This window comes from Thermoflexibacter ruber, assembly GCF_900113045.1.
Classification (GTDB): Bacteria; Bacteroidota; Bacteroidia; order Cytophagales; family Thermoflexibacteraceae; genus Thermoflexibacter; species Thermoflexibacter ruber.
Genome location: NZ_FONY01000016.1, coordinates 79878 through 101482, shown reverse-complemented (window position 1 = coordinate 101482; position 21605 = coordinate 79878). Strand labels below are relative to the sequence as shown.

The window sequence follows — 21605 nt, the reverse complement described above, 5'->3', positions numbered from 1 at the left end:
GTAAAAATATTTTCTACGCAAAGTATATCTTTATTTTAAAATACAGCCTGAGCTACTTCTTTGATAGCCGTAGATTTACTCATGGTGTAATAGTGTAAACAAGGAACACCAAAAGAAATGAGTTCTTTAGACTGCTGTATGCACCATTCTATCCCTACTTGTTTGATGGATTCGTTGTCTTTGCATTGCTCTACTGCTTTGACCAAATCATCGGGCATGTCTATATGAAAAGCTCTTGGGAGGGCAGAGAGTTGTGCTTTGGTAGTAAGAGGTTTTAATCCGGGAATAATCGGTGCATCAATGCCTATTTCTCTACATTTCTTAACAAAATCAAAATACACCTGATTGTCAAAAAACATTTGCGTAACTACATAATCTGCCCCCATGTCTATCTTCATTTTCAGGTACTTCATGTCTGTAGAAAGGTTGGGTGCCTCGAAGTGCTTTTCTGGATAGGCGGCTACTCCTATACAAAAGTTCGTAGGGACTGGATTTTGCAAATGAGGGTCTAAGTATTTCCCCTGATTCATGTTTATTACTTGTTGGAGCAGTTCTGAGGCATATCTATTTCCCTCAGCATGTGCCACAAATACTCCCTCTGACTTCACAGGGTCCCCTCTCAAAACCAATACGTTGTCTATACCTAAGAAATGTAAATCTATCAAAGCATTTTCTGTTTCTTCTCTGGAAAAACCACCACAAATGATATGAGGTACAGTTTCTACCTTGTATCTGTTCATCAAAGCGGCACAGATAGCTACCGTTCCCGGACGCTTTCGGGTCAATTCCTTTTTTAATAAACCATTTTGTATTTCGCGATAGACGTACTCCTCACGATGATAGGTAACGTCAATAAATACAGGTTTAAATTCCATTAGCGTATCTACTGCCGCAAATATATTTTGGATACTTTCTCCCTTTAGAGGCGGCAATATTTCAATAGAAAAAAGTGTTTTGCCTTGATTGTTTTTTAAATGCTCTGTTACTTTCAAGTCCTTTGTCAGTTAAGTTTGTTAAAAAAGTATGCAAAAGATGATTAGGTTTCAAACAAATTTCAAACCTACTTACAAATATAAAAGAGAAATAGTTTTGGTAATAAACTGACTTGTAAAAATAAATATTTTGTAGGCTCGCATTTTGGTTTTAAAATCAATCGTTTATCGATAAAAAGTTACTTCACTTTCCTATACAGAACTTGGAAAAAATATTTGCTAATAAGTCATCAGTTGTAATCTGCCCTGTAATTTCTCCTAAATGATAGAGCGCTTGCCTGATGTCCATTGCCAAGAAATCGCCTGTAACACCGCGGTTTAATCCCGCAAGCACATTGTCCAGAGCATTTTTTGTTTGTAAGAGGCTTTCGTAGTGTCGGGCATTGGTAATGAAGGTATCTCCTGTAGAGAAGTTTTCTCCTTGTACGATTTTCAAAATGTGCTGTTTGAGGTTTTCTAAGCCTTCTTTGTTTTTGGCAGAAATAAGTTCTACTTCTGGATAGGAGGAAAGTGTACTCCAAACCATATCTGAAGCATATTCTACCTTGTTCCCTACCATGATATAAGGTATGCCAAAGTACTGAGCATCAGCTAACTCCTGCTCATAGTCTTGGGGAGTTTTTATCTCAGTCAAGTCAAATACATAAAGCAAAAGTGAAGCAGATTTGATTTTTTCATAACTTCTCTGTACGCCTATTTTTTCTATTTTGTCTTCGGTTTCTCTGAGACCTGCTGTGTCTATAAAGCGAAAAACCATGCCTTCTATCACGATTTCGTCCTCTATCACATCTCTGGTCGTCCCTGCTATTTCAGAAACAATCGCCCTCTCTTCGTTCAAAAGTGCATTCAGTAGTGTAGATTTGCCTGCGTTGGGCTTGCCTGCAATGACCGTAGGCACACCATTTTTGATTACATTACCTAAGCTAAAAGACTGAATAAGTGCTTGAATGACTGCAAGTATTTCCTTTACTAAAACTCTTAAATCCTCTCTATCTGCAAACTCCACATCTTCCTCTCCAAAGTCCAATTCCAACTCTATCAAAGAAGCAAAATGTATCAATTTTTCTCTCAATTCTTTGATTTTTTGAGAAAAACCACCCCGCATTTGATACATTGCCGCCCTATGAGCCGCTTCAGAATCTGCGGCAATGAGGTCAGCTACTGCTTCTGCCTGAGCTAAGTCAAATTTTCCATTTAAAAATGCCCTTTGCGTAAACTCTCCTGCTTTAGCAAGTCTTACACCTTGATTAATAAATAGTTGCAAAACTCTTTTAACAATATAAGGTGAGCCATGACAAGAAATCTCTACCACATTCTCCCCTGTAAAAGACTTGGGTTCGACAAAAAGTGAAACCACTACCTCATCTATGATTTCATTGCCGTCCCTAATTGTGCCAAAATGAAGTGTATGAGTTGGTTGTTTTTCCAAATCTTTGCCATGGAAAACTTGATTTACGGCTTTGATAGCCTGTTTTCCTGAAAGGCGAATGACTGAGATTGCGCCAATTCCTTGTGCAGTAGCTAAGGCAATAATAGTGTCTTGGTGCATAATAGAATTCGCAGATAAACAACAATTGAGAAAGATAAGCTAAAAAGGAGAATCACTACCACCATTTTTTATAATTGACAAAGTACATATCTACGTCTCCCTTATTTTTGACATTGATTTTGCCTCGGTAAGTGCAATCAAAGTAATCTTTGACAAGTTCATAAGTATTTCCTGAGATATTTACGCGACCTGGCTCGCCTCCTGATTCCATGCGGCTCGCCAGATTAACCGTATCGCCCCATATATCATAAGCAAATTTGGACTCACCGACTACCCCTGCTACAATAGGTCCTGTATTAATCCCCAAACGAAGTTCAAAATAATGCTCTCCAGCAGCCTGCCTCTTTTCTGCCAATACTCTCATATAGTTTTGCATTTCCATTGCTGCATTCACCGCATCTATGTGGTTAGTAGTGTTCGGCTCAGGGATTCCTCCTGCGCACATGTAGGCATCACCTATGGTTTTGATTTTTTCTAATCGGTATTCTTTACAAATGCGGTCAAACTCACTGAAAATCATATTTAGTTCTTTGACGATTTGGTCTGGGGTCATTTTCTCTGCGATACTTGTAAATCCTTTGAAGTCTGTAAATAATACAGTTACCATTTCGTAATATCTCGGTGCGGCGTAGTTATTTTCTTTGAGTTCTTCAGCTACTTTGGCAGGAAGGATATTGAGCAAAAGTCGCTCTGATTTTTCTTTTTCTTTTTGCAATTCTTTTCCTTTTCTTTCCAATTCTTCTGCTTGCTTTTTGAGTTGGATATGTTGCTCTGCCAATTTTTTATTAGCAATATTTCTACTTCTATATAAAGAGAATAAAAATACAGAGAATACCAGCAAAAGTACTATACCCCCTAAGGAAAAATATAATTGTGTTTGTGTGCGTTTTTTCTCCTCAGCTACAGCTACGGCTCTTGCTTCTGCCATTTTAGCCTCATAATTCGCCCTTTCTAAGGAGTCGGCTTGTAAAGTAAGTTCTATATTAAGTTTATTTTTTTCTTTTTCTATATTTTGAATTTTGTATTGGAGTTCTCTTTTTTGTGTTTCATTGGACGCTCTTATCTGCTCTAATTGCTGCTTAGTGGCTTGGAGCTCTGACTCGTACTTGTCTATCTTATCCGAGTTGGGGGTATTTTTTAGTTGGTCATAAGATTTGCGATATACTTGGGCATTGTAAGAGTCTTTTTTCTCATCATAAGCAGAGGCTAACAATTCATAGCTTTTAAGTTGTGAGGCAAATATGTTGTTTTGTTGTGCTATTTGCAAAGACCTTTTGAAGTGTGCAATAGCTGCATCTATATTTCCTTTCTTATTTTTTTCAGTATAACCTATGCGATTAATGACGAAGGTCTGTGCTTGGACTGCTCCTACACTGGCATAATACTGAGCGGCGGCATTAAAATTTCTAATGGCTTTATCTGCATCATTCAACCTATAATAGGCATCGCCCAATTCTTCATGAGCCTTTGCTCGTAAAGCCAAGTCGTTTGATTTTTCTGCTATCTCAACTGCTTTCAAATAATAGGTAAGTGCATTGTGGTCTTGTCTTTGTTCATGCAAAGATTTGGCTATCCTGAGGGCTTCATTTACTGCATTTTTACTCTCTCCACGCTGAACCATAGCCTCTAATCTGGCACTTGCTTCATCTTGTGCAAAACAAGATGCAGAAGTTATCAGTAAGTAAAAAAGACAACAAAAGTACGTTTTAGCAAATGTAGAATAAATATTTTGCATTTGATTGGTTCATGTAAAAATCAGCCGTTCTTCCAAATTTAAGCTAAACCTTTGTAAATTCAAATAAAAATACAAAAAAAGCACATATTAGAATAATTCTTTTGAAAAGGATTAAAAAATCTTTTATTAAGTATAAATACATAAAAACTCTACCTATACAGCCAATATGTGAGGTAGAGTTTTATAATTTTTACATAAGACTGCGTATTTACAGTAAATTAAAGGCCGCCTTAATTTTTTCTACATAGTCTAATTTTTCCCAAGTGAAAAACTCGATTTGTCGTTTTTCTCTACGGCGAATTTCCTCTTTAGTGCCGTTATTTTCTTTGACTTCTACGCGGAAAAGCTCGACCTCTTGGGTATATGGCTCACGCCCTACGTGTCCATAAGCAGCAGTAGGTGAGTAAATAGGATTCTTCAGACCTAAACGCTCTACGATTGCCTTAGGACGCATATCAAACAAGCCTTCTATGATTTTTGCTATTTCGCTGTCTTTGAGGTTTACTTTGGCTGTGCCGTAGGTATTGATATTCAAGGAAACAGGTTTGGCTACACCAATTGCATACGCTACTTGTACCAATACTTCATCGGCTACTCCTGCTGCTACCATATTTTTAGCAATATGGCGTGCCGCATAAGCCGCACTTCTATCTACTTTGGAGGGGTCTTTGCCAGAGAAAGCACCACCTCCATGCGCTCCTTTGCCTCCGTAAGTATCTACGATGATTTTTCTTCCTGTCAGACCCGAGTCGCCATGCGGTCCCCCAATAACAAACTTGCCTGTGGGGTTGATATGGTAAATAGTATTAGCGTCTAACAACTCAGCAGGGACTACTCTTGGAATAACGATTTTCTTTACGTCTTCTGCAATCCTTGCCAACATTTTCTCATCTGTGTCAAACTCATCGTGCTGAGTAGAAACGACAATGGTATGTACTCTAAGTGGTTTGTGATTATCGTCATATTCTATGGTTACTTGAGCCTTAGCGTCAGGGCGGAGGTAAGGCATCAACTCAGGGGTATTTTTGCGAATAGTAGCTAATTCTTTCACTATGCGATGTGAAAAAGCTAAAGCCATAGGCATCAATTCAGGCGTTTCCCTATTCGCATAGCCAAACATCATGCCTTGGTCTCCTGCTCCTTGCTCTTTCCCTGCGGATTCATCTACGCCTCTGGCAATGTCGGGGGATTGGCTGTGCAGTGCTACCACTACCCCACAAGACTCAGCATCAAATCTATACAAATCGCTGGTGTAACCGATTCGCCTAATAGTTTCACGCACTACGTCAGGAATTTCTACATACGCTTTCGTAGTGATTTCTCCCGCTAAGGTTACTAAGCCTGTGGTTACTAAGGTTTCGCAAGCTACGCGAGAGTCGGGGTCTTGGGTAAGCATTGCATCTAATATAGCATCGGAAATTTGGTCTGCTACCTTGTCTGGGTGTCCCTCTGATACGGATTCCGAAGTGAATAAATATGACATATTCTATGAATTATGAATTTTGAGTTATCAGTTATAATTTTTATTTTTTCTTAGTCTATGTAGGAATTATAATATTATCTAAGTTTGGTTTTTGCTTTACGGTAGCGAACACGCCGCAGAAGCAAGCATAAACATGAATCTCTTTTATTCTTGTGGTTTCTTTTTATAAAAAATAGCAAAAAACTGAAAGAAAAAACCTAAAACCACAATGATAGGTCCTAAAGTAAGTCCTAAAAAGCCAAAGCCATGAGGTTCTTTGTCCAAAGACATTACTACAAAACCTAACAATATGATACCAATGCCTATGAGCATCAATCGGTAGTTTTCTCTATCAAAAGCAAAATTAGGTAGTTGCTGAGGTTTATTTTCCCCTGTTGTTTTTTTCGTGCTACTTTTGCTTGTAGGCTTAACGGTTTTTGCACTCATCGGATATACAATAGTTATATGGATAAAAAATTCCTGCAAAGTTGCAAAATCAAATGCTACTTTTCAAAATTAATTGCTTAATTTTAAGCAAGCTATTTTTTATTGGTTTTGTGTAAAAGCAAAAGCAATGATATTTGCCCCCATTTTGAGGGCTTCTTGGCGTACTTCCTCAGGGTCATTGTAAATCACTTGGTCTTCCCAGCCGTTGCCCAAATCACATTCATAAGTATAAAAGCAAACCAATCGTCCTTGGTAAATCAAGCCAAAACCTTGCGGCGATTTGCCGTCATGCTCATGCACTTTGGGTAGTCCGTTAGGAAACTTATATTTCTGATGATAAATAGGGTGGTTATAAGGTAGTTCTACCAATTCTAATTCAGGGAAAACTTTTTTAAGTTCAATTCTGATGAACTTGTCCAAGCCGTAGTTGTCGTCAATATGCAAGAAGCCTCCTGCAATGAGGTAATTACGTAAATTTTTCGCTTCTGCCTCTGAAAAAACTACATTGCCATGCCCTGTCATGTGAACAAAAGGATAGGAAAACAACTCTGGGCTACCTACTTCTACGATTTCTTCTTCTGGAGCTAAGTTGATATTGAGGTTTTTACGGCAAAAACTAATCAGATTGGGCAAGGAAGTTTTGTTGGCATACCAATCGCCGCCGCCGTTGTATTTAAGTTTAGCAATTTTCAAGGGCTGCTCTGGTTGCGCCAAAGCCCATGAATACATAAAGCATAACAGGATAAAAGAAAAGGTGATTTTTTTCATGTTTTTCTATTTTTCATTAATATTGGAACGCTGATAATACCGGTTTAACGAATATTCTCCGATTTTGCCCACATCTAACATTAGCTAATCGCTAAGATGTAAAGCCCTGTGTATTATTTCAACAAACATAAGCCATCAAAACTTCGTCTATGTATTTATTTTCTTTTTGGAAGAAGCCATATTTTTTAAGGATTCCTTCTTTTTGAAAGCCTACACTTTCGTAAAGTTTGATTGCTTTTTCGTTGTCTATCCTTGCACTAAGCTCTATTCTGATAAACCCTTGATTTACACAATAATTTATGATTTCTTTCATCATTTGTTTTCCGTGTCCTTTGCCCATGTAGTCAGGGTGGATAGCTACCCCGCCTAAGTAAATACCATGTGCGAGGCGGTATTCGTTAGGCAAAAGCTTGCACATACCCATAGCTTGATTATCAGCTTGATAAATATAAATAGCCTCTTTGTCTGTAACCAATTCCTCAAAAATAGGTTCAAAATCACTTAAAGGCATCTCCTCGTAGAGCAAATAAGGATTGGTCTGAGGGTGCATATAGAGTTGGTAAACAAAGGAAAAGTCTGATGATTTTGCTTTTCTAAGCATAATATAGTTTTGAGTTTGAATAAAAAAGCGAGTAGTTTGGTGCTAAAACTTCAAAGTCGGTGGCAGATATTTAGCTAACAAATCCTCATAGTAAGATTTCAGAGCCTTTGTATCAGGCGGAACGGGGGCTTTGGAATATAAGTCATACGGATTAAAGAGTTTCACCCACTTAAACATATCGCGGTCATGCTCATTCAACAGATGCTCATAGGCGTGTTCGCGGTGTTGGGCATAAAAAGAGTGATAGCGAATCATGTAGAGGGCAGGCTCGGGCAAGTAATCTTTGACCATCTGGTAAAGGTACTCATCATGTCCCCAAGACATATAAACACTATCCAACCCACAGTGAGGTTCGTAGATACCGTATTCTGTGCCGTAAATAGGGTGTTTGGTATCAGGATTTGCCTCAAAAAACTCAGGATAAACGATTTTGTCAGAGTGTTTGCAACCGACTGGGAAAGTGTCGCCTACTACTGCCCACTGCGGCTCGCCAAACAAGCAAAGCACCTTGCCCATGTCGTGTAAAAGTCCTGTAAGCACAAACCAATCGGGGTGTCCGTCAGCACGTATAGCCTCAGATGTCTGGAGTAGGTGTTGCCATTGGTCGAGTTCTATGTCGGGGTCGGAGTCATCTACCAAAGTATTCAGGAAGTCAAAAGCCTCCCAAATAGGCATTTCTTTTTTATCAAATTTTAAAAACTCTGCCCTTTTACTTTGCACAAAATCAAAAGTTTGATAAGTATGGTTCAAGCGATAGAACTCTCGCACGGTGTCCCTTTGTGGGTTTTCATAGTTGCGAAATTCATCTTTGCTCTTGTGAGGTTCAGGATAGCGTTGCAGCACGTCTTGTTCCCATTCTTCTATGCTCGCCAAAGGAGCGATTTCTTCTTTTGAAAAATCCATAGTTGTTAATTTTTTTAATCCAAACAAAGATAATATTTATTTTTGCATTTTCCAACAAAGCATAGCAGATACTCCAAAAGGGAAAGTGATGCCTGATTTGAGCAAAGGTTTTTCCATGCTAAAAATCTGAAAAAGCAACTTACTCACTATACTTTCTTGGGGAAACACATGATTATCTGCCCCTGTTCCTTTCCTAATCCATTTTTTAGGAATAGCCTCAGACACAAGACGGAAGGAGGCAATAGGTAGAAATAAAATAGAATTGAAATAGCTTTTGTAAGCAATTTGTCCATTTTTTTCTTTGAGAAAAACCTCCTCGAGCATAGACATCGTGTAGCGACGATAGTGGTGATTGATGACATCGTGATGACTCCACAAAAACATGAAAGCAGGTACACTCACCACCACCCAACCATCTGACTTACAAACCCTTTTAAGTTCACTTACCGCCTTGATATCATCTTTTACGTGTTCTATGACATCAAAGGCACAAACCAAGTCGTAGCTACCGTCCTCGAAGGGTAATTCTAATATAGAACCTTGCACGATATTCAATCCTGTTTTTTCTTTGGCAAACTCACAGCAATCTGCATCGTATTCTATGGAAACTACCTCGCCGAATTGGGTTAAAAGTTCTGAGGTAGAGCCTGTAGCTACCCCCACATTGAGGATTTTAAGGTTTTGTTTTCCTTTTAAAAGTTTGGCTACCCGCTCCATTAAAATTTGATTTCTTACGCGAAACCACCAATTTTTTCGTTCTAATTCGTAATATTCTTGATAATATTGCTTTTCCATGCACAAATTTATTGTTTTTTTCAAACTAAGCTAAACCTTTCAAATTATCAACTTGTTTTATTTTTGATTAAGTTATTTTTTTATTCATCTTACATTTTTACCATTGAAAACAGCTAATCAGATTCAGCAGAAAAAGACACATTTATTTATCGTACTGTGCGGTATATTTCTTACCAATGCCATTTTAGCCGAAATCGTAGGAGTAAAGATTTTTTCCTTAGAGGCTACGCTTGGCTTGCCTCCTGCTCAAATCCCTATACTGGGAAGTGTATTAGATTATAACCTGAGTGCAGGCGTAATCATGTGGCCTGTAGTTTTTATCACTACTGACATTATCAATGAATACTTTGGTAAAGCGGGCGTTCGCAAAATTTCCATGCTTACGGTCATTTTTATCATCTATATTTTTGTGATGCTTTGGATAATCACTTCGCTTGCACCTGCTCAGTTTTGGGTGGAGCTAAATAGCAAGGACTCTACGGGCAATCCCTTGAATATCAATGAGTCGTTTAGTAGAATCTTTAATCAAAGCATGGGTATCATCATCGGCTCGCTCACTGCCTTTATCATAGGACAAATGCTCGATGTTACAGTTTTCCAAGGACTTAGAAAAATTACAGGAAGTAAGAAAATCTGGCTAAGGGCTACGGGTTCTACTATCATTTCGCAGTTAGTAGATAGTTTTGTAGTGATTACGATTGCTTTTTATGTTTTTGGCAATCCTAAATGGACAATGAAAGAAATCCTCTCCGTAGGTAGTGTAGGTTACTCTTATAAGTTCCTAATTGCGATACTGATGACTCCTATCTTGTATGTGGCTCATTACATTATAGAGCAGTATTTAGGCAAGGAAGAATCTCATAAAATTGCCGAGCAGGCAAGCAAGACAGGTTTTTTTGACTATGAAAAATTAGAAGCAGAAGTAGAAAGTCATTAATAAACACTATCTTTCAGCAAAATTGATACTACTTACTTTTTTAGTCCTTAACTTTGATATTTGTTAAATATGAAAATACTTCCAATACTTCTTAGCATTGCTTTGTCGGTGATAGTTTTATCTGCATGTAATAATGAAAAAAATGCTGATAATCAAGATGCTGTAACTTCGGACAGCTTATTAGTAGAAAGCCATTTTAGACCGCTTTATCATTACTCACCCCCTAAAAATTGGACGAATGACCCCAATGGTTTGGTATATTATGACGGGGAATATCATCTATTTTTCCAATACAATCCATACGGAGATAAGTGGGGACACATGACTTGGGCGCATGCAATAAGCAAAGATTTTGTAAACTGGGAAAATTTACCTATTGCTATTCCTGAAAATGAGCGAGATAGTATTATGATTTTCTCTGGAAGTGCCGTAGTAGATAAAAATAATAGCAGTGGGTTTGGTACGCAAGAAAATCCGCCTTTGGTAGCTATCTACACTGCTCACTATCACACGGCAAATCCTGATGCGTACAAACAAAATCAGCACATTGCCTACAGCACTGACAAAGGAAGAACTTGGACAAAGTATGAAAAAAATCCTGTACTTGACTTAGGAAAAAAAGATTTCCGCGACCCTAATGTGTTTTGGCATGAAGCAAGCGGCCAGTGGATAATGGCAGTAGTCTTGCCTTCGGAGTTTAAATGTCTTTTTTATGGCTCTAAGGACTTAAAAGAGTGGACATTGCTAAGTGAGTTTGGAAATGCAGGCAACCAAAGAATGATTTGGGAATGTCCTGCCTTGATAGAATTGCCTTGGGAGAAAGGGAAAAGCAAATGGGTACTACTTATCTCTGCCGCACACCCTGATAGTACTGAGAAATACGTAGGAATGCAGTATTTCGTAGGTGAATTTGACGGCAAAACATTTAAAAATGACCATCCTAATACAACCACGCTTTGGTTAGAGTATGGTAAAGACTTTTACGCTGCCATTCCTTGGAATCATGTTCCCGATAAACGCACCATCTTGTACGGTTGGATGAACAACTGGGCTTATGCAGGTGATGTGCCTACCTCGCCTTGGCGTGGGCAAATGTCTATTCCGCGTAGCTTATCTCTTAAAAAATACCCAGAAGGAATAAGAATAGTCCAACAGCCCGTAAAAGAGTTAGAAACTTTGAGGCAAAAACATCATCATTTTGAAAATATAGCAATTGATAATGTATCGGATTTACTGAGCGGCATAGAGGGAAGAGCCTTAGAAATCAAGTTGGAAGTCCTTTTACAAGATGCCAAAGAGTTTGGAATAAGAGTCGCACAAGGCGAAAAACAGGCTACTGAAATAGGTTATCTCGTTAATAATCAACAACTTTATATTGACAGAACTCGCTCAGGTATGATAGACTTCAGTCCTAAGTTTCCCTCTAAAGACCAAGCCCCTTTGCAAGCAGAAAACGGAAAAATTACTTTACATATCTTTTTAGACCACTGCTCAATAGAGGTTTTTGCTAATGGCGGGAAAGTAGCTATGACTTCTTTAATTTTCCCTGACCAAGAGAGTGATGGACTGAGCCTATTTAGCAATGGAGGCAAGATAAAAGTAAATTATTTGGACATTTGGGAATTAGGGAAATAAGAAAAACCTTCTAAGAAATATTTAATCTTAGAAGGTTTTTTACATTGTCTATTTACTTTTAAGCACTTACGCCCTCTTTCAAACGCTCTGCATTCTCAGCAATACGCAACTGCTCTATGAAGTCCCCTATTTCACCGTCCATAACGGCAGGGAGGTTGTAAACCGTATAGCCAATGCGGTGGTCTGTAACCCTGCTTTGAGGGTAGTTGTAAGTGCGAATTTTGTCAGAGCGGTCGCCACTTTTGACCATTGACTTTCGTTGCTCCTCGATGTCTTTGTTCACTTTAGCGTATTCCAACTCGTACAACTTTGTCCTTAGCATCTGCATAGCACGCTCTCTATTGGCTAACTGAGAACGCTCTACTTGGCACACTACTACTATGCCCGTAGGTTTGTGGGTAAGTTGTACCTTAGTTTCTACTTTATTGACATTTTGTCCACCAGCTCCACCAGAGCGAGAGGTCTGCATTTCTATATCGCCTGGATTAATTTCCACATCTACGTCCTCAGCTTCTGGCAAGACAGCCACCGTTGCCGCAGAAGTATGTACTCTTCCCTGTGTTTCTGTATCTGGCACACGCTGTACACGATGCACGCCAGACTCGTATTTGAGCATACCATAAACGTCCTCTCCTACTACCGAGCATATTACCTCTTTGAATCCTCCCGCAGTACCGTCTGCATAGTCCATGACCTCAAATTTCCAACCCATTTTCTCTGCAAAACGCTGATACATACGGCTCAAATCTCCTGCAAATAGAGCGGCCTCGTCGCCACCTGTGCCAGCACGAATCTCTAAAATCACATTGCGGGAATCGTTGGGGTCTTTGGGAATAAGCATCTCTTTGAGTTGTTTTTCCAATTCTTCTGCTTGTGGACTAAGTGCCTCGAGTTCCTCTTTTGCCATTTCTCGGAACTCTGGGTCTTTCTCCATTTTGAGTACCTCTTTGGCACTCTCAATATTATCTAAAATATTTCTGTATGCTTTGTATTTATCTACTATTTTGCCTAAATCTTTGTACTCTTTGTTGAGTTTGGCGTATGCTTTCATATCTGACATAGCGTCAGGAGATACTATTTTCTCGCTTACTTCCTCAAATCGCCTTTTGATTTCCTCTAATTTCTCTATCATAGTTAAAAAACGTATGTTTTGCTGTGCAATACTAAAAAGTTTGCAAAGTTAAGGAAATAAAAATTCATAAGAAACAAAATGACAAACTCCTGTATCAAATTCTCTTGTCAAAGCCAACAAAAAAGTCTGGTGCAAAACCAGACTTTTAAGCAAAATAGTAATCAAACATCATCTCTAATCTTAATCTTCCTCTTCTTCTATGCCAGCGTTTGCCCCATTCTTGATTTTGTCAAATTGAGAAGGCATCTGCTTTCTTGGGAAGTGATTATTTGCCTCATCTATATCCGCCGTTTCCAAGTGGGGGTCAAGAGCAAATGAGCTTACCTCTTTGGGCAAGTGAATCACTTTGGTAATATTCTCTGGATTGTATCGCCAAATTTCCGCAGGAAGTCTAATGATTTCGCTTGTGCCGTCTTTGTAATTCACCTGAATAATCACAGGGGAAATTAGCCCTCCTACATTGCTGAGATGCAAGCCGTACAAATATACATTTTCATTCAGTGCTTTATTTGCATCTGCCCCTAAGATTCCCTTGATATTGGTGTAAATAAATGGGTTAATGTTTTTCATTTTGATATTTCCATTTTCGCTTACATTCTTATTGTCAGGTGTTTTGTAAAAAAATACACTGTCCAAAGAAATATCTACAGGCTCTGTGCCAAAGAACCAACCTCTCCAAAACCAATCCAAATCCATGGCGGAGGCATCTTCCATAGAGCGGAAAAAGTCAGCAGGTTCAGGGTGCTTGAAAGCCCAACGGCGGGAGTATTCTTTGAAGGCATAGTCAAAAAGTTCCCTGCCCATGACGGTTTCCCTCAAAACATTCAGGGCAGTAGCAGGTTTGCTGTACGCATTGGGTCCGAACTGCATCAAGTCTATTTGCTCAGAGTTGGTCATAATAGGGACTAACTTTTTAGGGTCGCCTTTCATATAGGAAACGATTTTCTTTGCGGGACCACTTTGCGAAGGAAAATCTTTATCCCATTCTTTTTCTGCTAAATACTGTAAAAATGAATTTAAACCTTCGTCCATCCATGTCCACTGCCTTTCGTCAGAATTGACTATCATAGGGAAAAAGTTATGCCCTACTTCGTGGATAATCACGGAGATAGTAGCCGCTTCGGTTTTTTTATCATAAGTGCCGTCTGGATTAGGTCTGCCCTGATTGTTAAAACTAATCATGGGGTATTCCATGCCTCCTACAGGTCCATGCACAGAAATTGCCACAGGGTAAGGATAGGCTATACTATGCTTGGAGTAAACTTTTAACGTATGAGCAACTACTTTGGTGGAAGTTCTTTCCCACAGGGGATTGCCTTCTTTGGGATAGTAGGACATTGCCCATACTTTTTTGCCCTCTACGCTTACTTGCATAGCGTCCCAAATAAATTTGCGAGAGCTTGCCCAAGCAAAATCTCTGACATTCTGGGCTTTATAAATCCAAGTTTTCTTTGTATTTGCTTTCTTCTTTTCTGCTTCTTCTGCTTCTTTCTGGCTTACAATAAAAACGGGTTCTTGGGCTGTTTTGGCTTGTTCTAAGCGTTTGAGATGCTCAGGGGAAAGCACGGCAAGCGGATTTTGTAGTTCTCCTGTTGCTGCTACGATGTGGTCAGCAGGTACGGTAATCGCTACCTCATAGTTGCCAAAAGGCAGGGCAAACTCACCTCTTCCCATGAATTGCTTGTGTTGCCACCCTCTTACATCGCTGTAAACAGCCATTCTTGGAAACCATTGGGCGATTTCATACACATAATTTTTATCTTTTTCAAAAAACTCAAAACCTGAACGCGTATAAATAGGGTCTGCTGCCGCATCGGTGATATTGAAAGACCAATCTATAGAAAAACTTACGATGCCTCCTTTGGCTTTAAGTGGAGTAGGTAAGTCTATACGCATCATCGTACGCTGAATAGTGAATTTCAAGGGCTTACCCAATTTGTCTTTGACAGAAAGAATCTGATACCCTCCGTCAAAATTGGTGCGGCGCATGTACTCTATAAACATAAACAAGCCAAAATTGTCCTCTAAGGAATAAGTCAAACTTTTGTAAGTATCTGACTGCTTATCAAATAGGTTTTGGTCTAATTGCACCCACAAATAAGGCAAATCTTTGGGCGAGTTATTGGTATAGGTAATGGTTTCTGAGGCTTTGATGCTTTGTTTCTCATCGTCTAACTCCACTTTGATATTATAATCAGCGCGATTTTGCCAATATTCATGTCCAGGAGAGCCATCTGCCATGCGTGTATTGTTAGGGGAGGGCAGTTCTGCACCTAACTGTTCAAACTTAGAACTTGTATAAGGTACTTTGGGCGTTTGGGCAAAAAGATTCACCACCATTCCACAGCACATTAGAAATAAAACAACTTGTTTTTTCATAAAAGCATTAGAATAAATAAAATATGATTCATCAAAAATAGTAAAAATCTGGAACTAATTATCAAATAATCTCCTACTTTTACTATCACAAAACCCTTTGCTAACAACATGAATCCAACAGACGAAAAATATAGCTTTGCTTTCCAGCGTATCTTGCAAATTATGAATGAGTTACGTGAGCAATGTCCTTGGGACAGAAAGCAGACTATTCACTCGCTCAGGCATCTGACTATTGAGGAAACTTATGAGCTTTCCGATGCTATACTCAACGAAGATTGGCAAGAAATCAAAAATGAATTAGGAGATATTTTTCTGCATATTATTTTTTATGCCAAAATTGCTTCTGAAAATCAGGCTTTTGACATAGCAGAGGTTATTCATCACTTAGCAGAAAAGCTCATTCGCCGCCACCCGCATATCTACGGAGAAGTAAAAGCAGAAGACGAAGAAGCCGTAAAAAGAAATTGGGAAGTGATAAAACTCCAAGAGAAAAACGGAAAAAAAGTAGAAAATACGGTCTTAGGAGGCGTACCTACTTCGCTCCCTGCTATGGTCAAAGCCATGAGAATCCAAGAAAAAGCAAGAGGCGTAGGTTTTGATTGGGACAATAGGCAGCAAGTTTGGGAAAAAGTAGAAGAAGAACTCCAAGAATTTAAAGAAACCTACCAACATCTCCCCGATGAGCAGATAGACAAAGAAAAAGCAGAAGAAGAGTTTGGCGATTTGATTTTTGCCTTGATAAACTACGCAAGATTTATGCACATCAATCCCGAAACTGCCTTAGAAAAAACCAATCGCAAGTTTATTCATCGGTTCAATTTCTTAGAAAGGGAAAGTAAAAAAGACGGCAAAAAGTTAGAAGAAATGAGTTTAGCCGAGATGGACGAGTATTGGGAAAGGGCAAAAAATTTAGAAAGCAATCAAATTGCATAATTTTAGCGAATTTAACATGAATTGCCTAAATTTGCAGTGTAAAACTAATTGCTAAATTTTAGCTGACATAATTTGTTTTTGCTTATGATACTCAATTTTGGACAAGTTGAAACCTTAGAAATAGAGGATATTATCACAGAAGAACTCGACTTGAAAAAGTTGATGGTTTTTAATGATGATGTCAATACTTTTGACCATGTGATAGAAACATTGGTAGAGGTATGTGGGCATACTTACGAGCAGGCAGAGCAGTGCGCTTGGATTATTCACACCAAGGGGAAATATGTGGTGAAAAACGGTTCTTTTGATGAGTTGTTGCCTATGCGAACCGCCATTTGTGATAGAGGCATCTCGGCAGAGATTATTGACTAAGCTAAATACAATATGAATTAAAATAGTTTTGATTATCGGGTCATGCAAATAAACAAGGAAACTTTACAAAAAATAGCCCATCTTTCTCGTTTGGAGATTACAGAACAAGACGAGCAGAAAATGATAGATAGCTTAAATGAAATCATCGCTTGGGTACAAAAGTTAGAGGAGGTAGATACTACCAATGTAGAGCCTCTAACGCACCTTACCGAAGAGGTTAATGCTTTTAGGGACGATATAGTACTACCACCTCTTAGCCATGAAAAAGGTCTGCTGAATGCTCCTAAAAAAGATGCAGACTATTTCAGAGTACCCAAAGTGGTAGATTAACTGCTAACTTAGCTGCCGAATGTTTCAACTCAATAAAATCAAATAAGCCATATATGATAACTTACCTATTTTCAAAGACTTGTTTTAGTAGGTATTACCCCCTTCTCTTATTCATATCCCTTCTTTTGGGATTGCCTGCTTTTGCTCAAAATACCATAGAAAAAGAACACTTGCAAAAAGCAGAGCGATTACTTGATTTGCAATTTACGGAAAGTGAGCGAGATTCTGCCCTGAGCGATGTCGCTCTGTATTTGCGTATTTATCAAGCCATACACAAGCAATCTTTGAAAAATTGGGAAAGTCCTGCTTTACTTTTTGACCCTCTGCCCGTAGGGAAGAAAATTAACCCCATTCAAAAGCCAGTTAATTGGCTCATTCCAAACGATGTAAAACTACCTCAAAATAAAAATGACTTGGCTTTTTATTCTATTCCTCAATTAGCTTCCTTGATTAAGAATAAGAAAATCACTTCCTTGGAACTGACTCAGTTTTTTCTCCAACGCATTAAAACTTGGGGAGATACTTTGCAGTGCATAGTTTCTCTAACAGAGGAAATTGCTATCAAGCAAGCTAAGCAAGCAGATGAGGAAATCCGACAGGGCAAATACAGAGGCATACTACACGGGATTCCCTACGGCATCAAGGACTTATTGGCAGTTCCTAACACTAAAACTACTTGGGGGGCTGGTTCGCACAAAGAGCAAGTCATTGACCAGATAGCCACAGTAGTAAGTAAGTTAGAAGCGGCCGGCGCAGTGATGGTAGCTAAACTTACCTTAGGAGAGTTAGCTATGGGAGATGTTTGGTTTGGAGGGAAAACAAAAAATCCTTGGGATTTGAAGCAAGGCTCGAGTGGTTCGTCAGCAGGCTCTGCATCGGCTACCGCAGCGGGTTTAGTACCTTTTAGCATAGGTACAGAAACTTGGGGGTCTATCGTTTCGCCTTCAACTCGCTGTGGAACAACAGGTTTACGTCCTACTTTTGGCAGGGTAAGTCGATATGGGGCAATGGCTTTGAGTTGGAGTTTAGACAAAATCGGACCTATTACGCGCAGTGCAGAAGATGCAGCAATAGTTTTTGACGTCATCAGAGGAACAGACGGCAAGGACAAAACAGTCAAAGACTTTCCTTTTAATTATACAGGGAAAGTTGATTTCAAAAAATTACAAATAGGCTATCTGAAAAATAACTTTGATAGCCTCAAAGAGGCAAGTATAGAACTCCAAACCATAGAAACCTTGAAAAAATTAGGTGCAGATATACAGCCTGTCAATTTTCAAACTTCCGTCCCTACCAATATCATCAATGTAATCTTGATGTCTGAGGCGGCGGCGGCTTTTGATGAACTTACTCGTACAGACCAAGATGAGCTATTGGTGCAACAAAGTAAGAATAGCTGGTCTAACTTTTTTCGTGCGGCTCGCTTTATTCCTGCGGTAGAATATATAAACGCAAATCGTTTGAGAATGAAAATGATAGAAGAAATAGATGCCATCGTTAGCCAATATGATGTACTTATTTCTCCTAATTTTCAAAATAACTTTTCTGCAATTACCAACCTCACAGGGCACCCTGTTGTAGTTGTTCCTAATGGATTCAAAGACGGTAAGCCGACAAGTATTTCCTTTTTAGGCAACTTATATGACGAGGCTACTATTTTAGCTGTGGCTAAAATATTTCAAGATGCCACAGATTTTGATGAAAAGCACCCCAATAAGTTTAAGTAAAAAATACGATTATAACTTAACAGTTTATCTCTAATCCATCATACGCAATAAATACATTGTCAGGAAGCTCTGCCGAGACTTTTTTATGCAAGCCCATGTTATGGCTCAGGTGAGTCAGAAAAGCCTTCTGTGGTTTTATTTTATGGATAAAATCCAATGCCTGCTCCAAATTAAAGTGGGAAAGGTGTTCTTCTTTTCTTAGTGCATTGACTACTAATATCTTACTTCCTCTTATTTTTTCTATTTCTTTCTCTGCCACTGTTTTAGCATCGGTAATATAAGTAAAATCCTCTATGCGAAATCCAAAAACAGGTAGTTTGTAGTGCATAACCTCAATAGGTATAATTTGGGTCTGATTGATGTAAAAAGGGGCATTTTCTATGGAATGAAGCACTACTCTGGGGATACCAGGGTATTTGTGTTCTGCAAAAATATAATCAAATACTTGCCTGATTTTGTTTGCTACCCTTTCCATAGCATAGACGGGCATATCGCGGTCGTCTTTGAAATTGTATGCTCTGATGTCATCTAATCCTGCCGTGTGGTCTTTGTGTTCGTGAGTAAATAGGACAGCATCTAACTGGGTAATGTGAGCAGATAGCATCTGCTGACGAAAATCAGGACCTGTATCTATTACGATACTCAGCCCATCCACCTCAATTTGTATAGAAGTACGAAGCCTTTTATCTCTAAAATCTAAAGATTTACACACTTTACATTCACAAGCAATGACAGGGATTCCTTGCGAAGTACCTGTACCCAGAAATCTGACTTTCATTTTAGCTTTCTTCTGCTTGTTTAATGGTCATTTTCACTTTGTCAATGCGAGCATCTTGCATAGATAACACGGTAAAGGTAAATTTGGGTGTTTCTATCTGCTCATCGATTTGAGGGATACTCTCCGTAATAGAAATAATGTATCCGCCCAGCGTATCATAATCACCTTTGGGGATATTCCATTGGTAGAGGTCGTTCAGATAGTCAATTTCAAGACGAGCATTGAGAATGTAGTTAGCCTCGTCTATCTGCTGAATATTGTTTTCATCTGTATCGTATTCATCGTCTATTTCTCCAAAAATTTCTTCCATCAAGTCCTCGATGGTTACTATACCTGAAGTTCCCCCAAACTCATCTACTACCAATGCCATGCTTTTGTGCCCATTGATAAAGTCAAGCATGAGTGCGTTTGCCGACATCGTTTCAGGCACTATAATAATGGGCGTGAGGATACTATCTATGCTTTCAGGCTTTCTGAACAAGGCTAAGGCGTGTACATACCCCACTACATTATCTATTGCTTCTTCGTAAACAATCACTTTAGAGTGTCCTGATTCTGTCATTAATTTCTTGAGAGCCTCTATCCCCTCACTTTTATCTATGCCAATAATCTCTGTTCGTGGTATCATGCACTCCCTTACCTTCACTGACTTGAATTTGAGGGCATTTGAAAAAATTTTAGCATCTACTTCTGCCCTGTTATTCTCATCTATACTCAAATTGTGAATGTAATGTGTCAGGTCTGTGAGTCCAAAAACAGGCTTTGCCTCTATATACTCCATTTTAATAATCTTAGTAATGACAAAACGGCAGGTATTCAATATGACATACACAAAAGGATAAAGTAGCTTATAAATAAAGTTAATAGGAACTGCTGCAATAGCAAGCAATTTCTCAGGATTGATTAAAGAAATAGCTTTGGGCAAAAACTCTGCTAATGCCAATACAATAGCCGTAGAATAAAGAGCCTGAACGATGAGCGTAAGCGTGTCTTTGGCACCTTGGGGCAGTTGGACGTAGGTTTCTATGAATGATTTAATATACGGGTCAAAAATCTGTGCCATGTAGATACTATACACAGTAAGCGATATAGTATTTCCTATCAGCATAGAAGTTACAAAAAGGGAGGGTTTTTCTATGAGTTGGGAAATAATTTCTGCCCAGAACTTGCCCTTTTTTCTTTGCAAAGCAATATGCAAACGATTAGCTGATACAAAGGCTAACTCTACCCCTGAAAAAAAAGCGGAGAAGGCTAATGAAAGAATAATAACTATGGTTGCAAAACTCATTGCTTAGTAGTAAAGTGTAAAATTATTTTTTCTTGCGCTGTTTATTTTTGGAGGTTTGACTTACTCTTGATTTATTATCTGAAATGAAGCTCTGTTGATTGTCCATATTCTTTTCTTTTGCTCGCCTCAGCCTATACCAAAACAACAAACCCGCTACCAGCATAAAAAGCCAGTAACTGCCCATAATAGCAGTCATCATGCCTGTTTTGCTCAGAACGAAGAGTTGGTGGACTCCAATAATAAACAAGGCGACCGAGGCGGAGAGAATAAGTGTATCTACGAGTTTCATTCGTTATCTTTGACTTTGAAAACCCCTGTTGGGTATTTAATCCGATATTTACTAAATTCATCATTAGAAACCAAACCTACACCATATAAAATTTCTTCAGGGGTAACTATCTTAATGCTATCTTCGGTAGAAATTTCTCTTTTATTTTGGTCCCAGTTCATTTGATTAGAGTAAAGTGTCTGCTGCTGCTCTATATTGACGACCTCTACATTCCCATACGCCCTGTATATTCTTAGGTTTTTCTCATACCGACCAGAATCAGCCTTCAAAATAGTAGTTTTGACACCTTGTGCATTATACATATTGACCAGAACGCCCTTAGGGTACAAAATATCTCCAGACTGGAGAACTATCTGCTTATTCCCATAAAGTTTGATTCTGAGTGTAGCATCTTGGCTGTAAAGCGTATGCACACTGTCAAACTCTACCATAGGTCCCGTATATTTTTGTACTTCTTTTTTTCCTATATTTTGAGAGTCCCCGCAGCCACTCAAAACAAACAGAAATAAGCTAATTATCAGTATTTTATTGTAAGTATTCAAGTTTTTTTTAG

The 21605-nt window shown here is 38.8% G+C and carries 21 protein-coding genes; 6 read left to right on the top strand and 15 right to left on the bottom strand.

The window, feature by feature from the left end:
* Nucleotides 1–35: 35 nt before the first annotated feature.
* The 9 genes from metF to BM141_RS10285 form a co-directional block, all read right to left on the bottom strand.
* Nucleotides 36–992 (bottom strand): methylenetetrahydrofolate reductase [NAD(P)H], encoded by a 957-nt coding sequence (gene metF, locus BM141_RS10325; protein WP_091544908.1) that lies wholly within the window; start codon nt 990–992, stop codon nt 36–38.
* 184 nt (nt 993–1176) lie between these two features.
* On the bottom strand, nt 1177–2541 hold the full coding sequence (gene mnmE / locus BM141_RS10320; RefSeq protein ID WP_091544905.1) for a tRNA uridine-5-carboxymethylaminomethyl(34) synthesis GTPase MnmE: 1365 nt from the start codon (nt 2539–2541) through the stop codon (nt 1177–1179).
* Between the two features lie 55 nt (nt 2542–2596).
* Nucleotides 2597–4276 carry an adenylate/guanylate cyclase domain-containing protein gene (locus BM141_RS10315; protein ID WP_091544903.1) on the bottom strand — a complete coding sequence of 560 codons (1680 nt, stop codon included), beginning with the start codon at nt 4274–4276 and terminating at the stop codon, nt 2597–2599.
* Nucleotides 4277–4484: 208 nt separating this feature from the next.
* Nucleotides 4485–5759: a methionine adenosyltransferase gene (gene metK, locus BM141_RS10310; RefSeq protein WP_091544902.1), complete on the bottom strand. Its 1275-nt coding sequence runs from the start codon at nt 5757–5759 to the stop codon at nt 4485–4487.
* A 144-nt stretch (nt 5760–5903) separates the two neighbouring features.
* Entirely contained in the window at nt 5904–6185 is a 282-nt protein-coding gene (locus BM141_RS10305) for a DUF3098 domain-containing protein (RefSeq protein WP_091544900.1), read from the bottom strand.
* Nucleotides 6186–6284: 99 nt separating this feature from the next.
* Nucleotides 6285–6953 (bottom strand): DUF4159 domain-containing protein, encoded by a 669-nt coding sequence (locus tag BM141_RS10300; RefSeq protein WP_091544898.1) that lies wholly within the window; start codon nt 6951–6953, stop codon nt 6285–6287.
* Nucleotides 6954–7071: 118 nt separating this feature from the next.
* Nucleotides 7072–7554: a GNAT family N-acetyltransferase gene (locus tag BM141_RS10295; RefSeq protein WP_091544896.1), complete on the bottom strand. Its 483-nt coding sequence runs from the start codon at nt 7552–7554 to the stop codon at nt 7072–7074.
* A gap of 42 nt (nt 7555–7596) precedes the next feature.
* Nucleotides 7597–8457, bottom strand: a complete 861-nt coding sequence (locus BM141_RS10290) for an inositol oxygenase family protein (protein ID WP_091544894.1) — start codon at nt 8455–8457, stop codon at nt 7597–7599.
* Between the two features lie 36 nt (nt 8458–8493).
* Nucleotides 8494–9252, bottom strand: coding sequence for a class I SAM-dependent methyltransferase (locus BM141_RS10285; protein ID WP_091544892.1), 759 nt, complete (start codon nt 9250–9252; stop codon nt 8494–8496).
* A gap of 103 nt (nt 9253–9355) precedes the next feature.
* On the opposite strand from BM141_RS10285, the gene BM141_RS10280 reads away from it, so the two are divergent.
* Nucleotides 9356–10189: a queuosine precursor transporter gene (locus BM141_RS10280; RefSeq protein WP_091544890.1), complete on the top strand. Its 834-nt coding sequence runs from the start codon at nt 9356–9358 to the stop codon at nt 10187–10189.
* 69 nt (nt 10190–10258) lie between these two features.
* Nucleotides 10259–11824 (top strand): glycoside hydrolase family 32 protein, encoded by a 1566-nt coding sequence (locus BM141_RS10275; protein WP_091544888.1) that lies wholly within the window; start codon nt 10259–10261, stop codon nt 11822–11824.
* Between the two features lie 58 nt (nt 11825–11882).
* On the opposite strand, the gene prfA is transcribed toward BM141_RS10275, so the two are convergent.
* Both prfA and BM141_RS10265 read right to left on the bottom strand, forming a co-directional pair.
* Complete coding sequence (gene prfA / locus BM141_RS10270; protein ID WP_091544886.1) at nt 11883–12956, bottom strand: peptide chain release factor 1; 1074 nt, start codon at nt 12954–12956, stop codon at nt 11883–11885.
* A gap of 180 nt (nt 12957–13136) precedes the next feature.
* On the bottom strand, nt 13137–15335 hold the full coding sequence (locus tag BM141_RS10265) for a M1 family metallopeptidase (RefSeq protein WP_091544884.1): 2199 nt from the start codon (nt 15333–15335) through the stop codon (nt 13137–13139).
* A gap of 108 nt (nt 15336–15443) precedes the next feature.
* Here BM141_RS10265 and mazG point away from each other — a divergent pair, with 108 nt between their 5' ends.
* The 4 genes from mazG (at nt 15444) to BM141_RS10245 (ending at nt 18697) form a co-directional block, all read left to right on the top strand.
* Nucleotides 15444–16268 carry a nucleoside triphosphate pyrophosphohydrolase gene (gene mazG / locus BM141_RS10260; protein ID WP_091544882.1) on the top strand — a complete coding sequence of 275 codons (825 nt, stop codon included), beginning with the start codon at nt 15444–15446 and terminating at the stop codon, nt 16266–16268.
* Between the two features lie 84 nt (nt 16269–16352).
* The gene (locus BM141_RS10255; RefSeq protein ID WP_091544880.1) at nt 16353–16640 is read left to right on the top strand and encodes an ATP-dependent Clp protease adaptor ClpS; all 288 of its coding nucleotides are present in this window, start codon (nt 16353–16355) and stop codon (nt 16638–16640) included.
* 42 nt (nt 16641–16682) lie between these two features.
* A complete protein-coding gene (gene gatC / locus BM141_RS10250) occupies nt 16683–16970 on the top strand; it encodes an Asp-tRNA(Asn)/Glu-tRNA(Gln) amidotransferase subunit GatC (protein WP_091544878.1) in 288 nt (95 codons plus the stop codon).
* 125 nt (nt 16971–17095) lie between these two features.
* Nucleotides 17096–18697, top strand: coding sequence for an amidase (locus tag BM141_RS10245; RefSeq protein WP_245764039.1), 1602 nt, complete (start codon nt 17096–17098; stop codon nt 18695–18697).
* A 16-nt stretch (nt 18698–18713) separates the two neighbouring features.
* On the opposite strand, the gene BM141_RS10240 is transcribed toward BM141_RS10245, so the two are convergent.
* Genes BM141_RS10240 through lptC form a run of 4 tightly spaced genes read right to left on the bottom strand, consistent with a single transcriptional unit; the run spans nt 18714 to nt 21594 of the window.
* Nucleotides 18714–19475: an MBL fold metallo-hydrolase gene (locus BM141_RS10240; RefSeq protein WP_091544874.1), complete on the bottom strand. Its 762-nt coding sequence runs from the start codon at nt 19473–19475 to the stop codon at nt 18714–18716.
* A gap of 1 nt (nt 19476) precedes the next feature.
* Nucleotides 19477–20763: a hemolysin family protein gene (locus tag BM141_RS10235; protein WP_091544872.1), complete on the bottom strand. Its 1287-nt coding sequence runs from the start codon at nt 20761–20763 to the stop codon at nt 19477–19479.
* Nucleotides 20764–20785: 22 nt separating this feature from the next.
* Entirely contained in the window at nt 20786–21052 is a 267-nt protein-coding gene (locus BM141_RS10230; protein WP_091544870.1) for a hypothetical protein, read from the bottom strand.
* Nucleotides 21049–21594 carry an LPS export ABC transporter periplasmic protein LptC gene (gene lptC, locus BM141_RS10225; protein WP_177217336.1) on the bottom strand — a complete coding sequence of 182 codons (546 nt, stop codon included), beginning with the start codon at nt 21592–21594 and terminating at the stop codon, nt 21049–21051. Before lptC ends, BM141_RS10230 begins: the two co-directional genes overlap by 4 nt.
* Between the last annotated feature and the right edge of the window lie 11 nt (nt 21595–21605).

Coding starts and splice junctions, on each gene's coding strand:
- BM141_RS10230 (WP_091544870.1), bottom strand. CDS start 21,052: ATGAAACTCGTAGATACACTTATTCTCTCCGCCTCGGTCGCCTTGTTT.
- gatC (WP_091544878.1), top strand. CDS start 16,683: ATGCAAATAAACAAGGAAACTTTACAAAAAATAGCCCATCTTTCTCGT.
- BM141_RS10255 (WP_091544880.1), top strand. CDS start 16,353: ATGATACTCAATTTTGGACAAGTTGAAACCTTAGAAATAGAGGATATT.
- BM141_RS10265 (WP_091544884.1), bottom strand. CDS start 15,335: ATGAAAAAACAAGTTGTTTTATTTCTAATGTGCTGTGGAATGGTGGTG.
- prfA (WP_091544886.1), bottom strand. CDS start 12,956: ATGATAGAGAAATTAGAGGAAATCAAAAGGCGATTTGAGGAAGTAAGC.
- BM141_RS10275 (WP_091544888.1), top strand. CDS start 10,259: ATGAAAATACTTCCAATACTTCTTAGCATTGCTTTGTCGGTGATAGTT.
- BM141_RS10300 (WP_091544898.1), bottom strand. CDS start 6,953: ATGAAAAAAATCACCTTTTCTTTTATCCTGTTATGCTTTATGTATTCA.
- BM141_RS10240 (WP_091544874.1), bottom strand. CDS start 19,475: ATGAAAGTCAGATTTCTGGGTACAGGTACTTCGCAAGGAATCCCTGTC.
- BM141_RS10305 (WP_091544900.1), bottom strand. CDS start 6,185: ATGAGTGCAAAAACCGTTAAGCCTACAAGCAAAAGTAGCACGAAAAAA.
- BM141_RS10295 (WP_091544896.1), bottom strand. CDS start 7,554: ATGCTTAGAAAAGCAAAATCATCAGACTTTTCCTTTGTTTACCAACTC.
- metK (WP_091544902.1), bottom strand. CDS start 5,759: ATGTCATATTTATTCACTTCGGAATCCGTATCAGAGGGACACCCAGAC.
- mnmE (WP_091544905.1), bottom strand. CDS start 2,541: ATGCACCAAGACACTATTATTGCCTTAGCTACTGCACAAGGAATTGGC.
- BM141_RS10235 (WP_091544872.1), bottom strand. CDS start 20,763: ATGAGTTTTGCAACCATAGTTATTATTCTTTCATTAGCCTTCTCCGCT.
- BM141_RS10315 (WP_091544903.1), bottom strand. CDS start 4,276: ATGCAAAATATTTATTCTACATTTGCTAAAACGTACTTTTGTTGTCTT.
- BM141_RS10290 (WP_091544894.1), bottom strand. CDS start 8,457: ATGGATTTTTCAAAAGAAGAAATCGCTCCTTTGGCGAGCATAGAAGAA.
- mazG (WP_091544882.1), top strand. CDS start 15,444: ATGAATCCAACAGACGAAAAATATAGCTTTGCTTTCCAGCGTATCTTG.
- BM141_RS10285 (WP_091544892.1), bottom strand. CDS start 9,252: ATGGAAAAGCAATATTATCAAGAATATTACGAATTAGAACGAAAAAAT.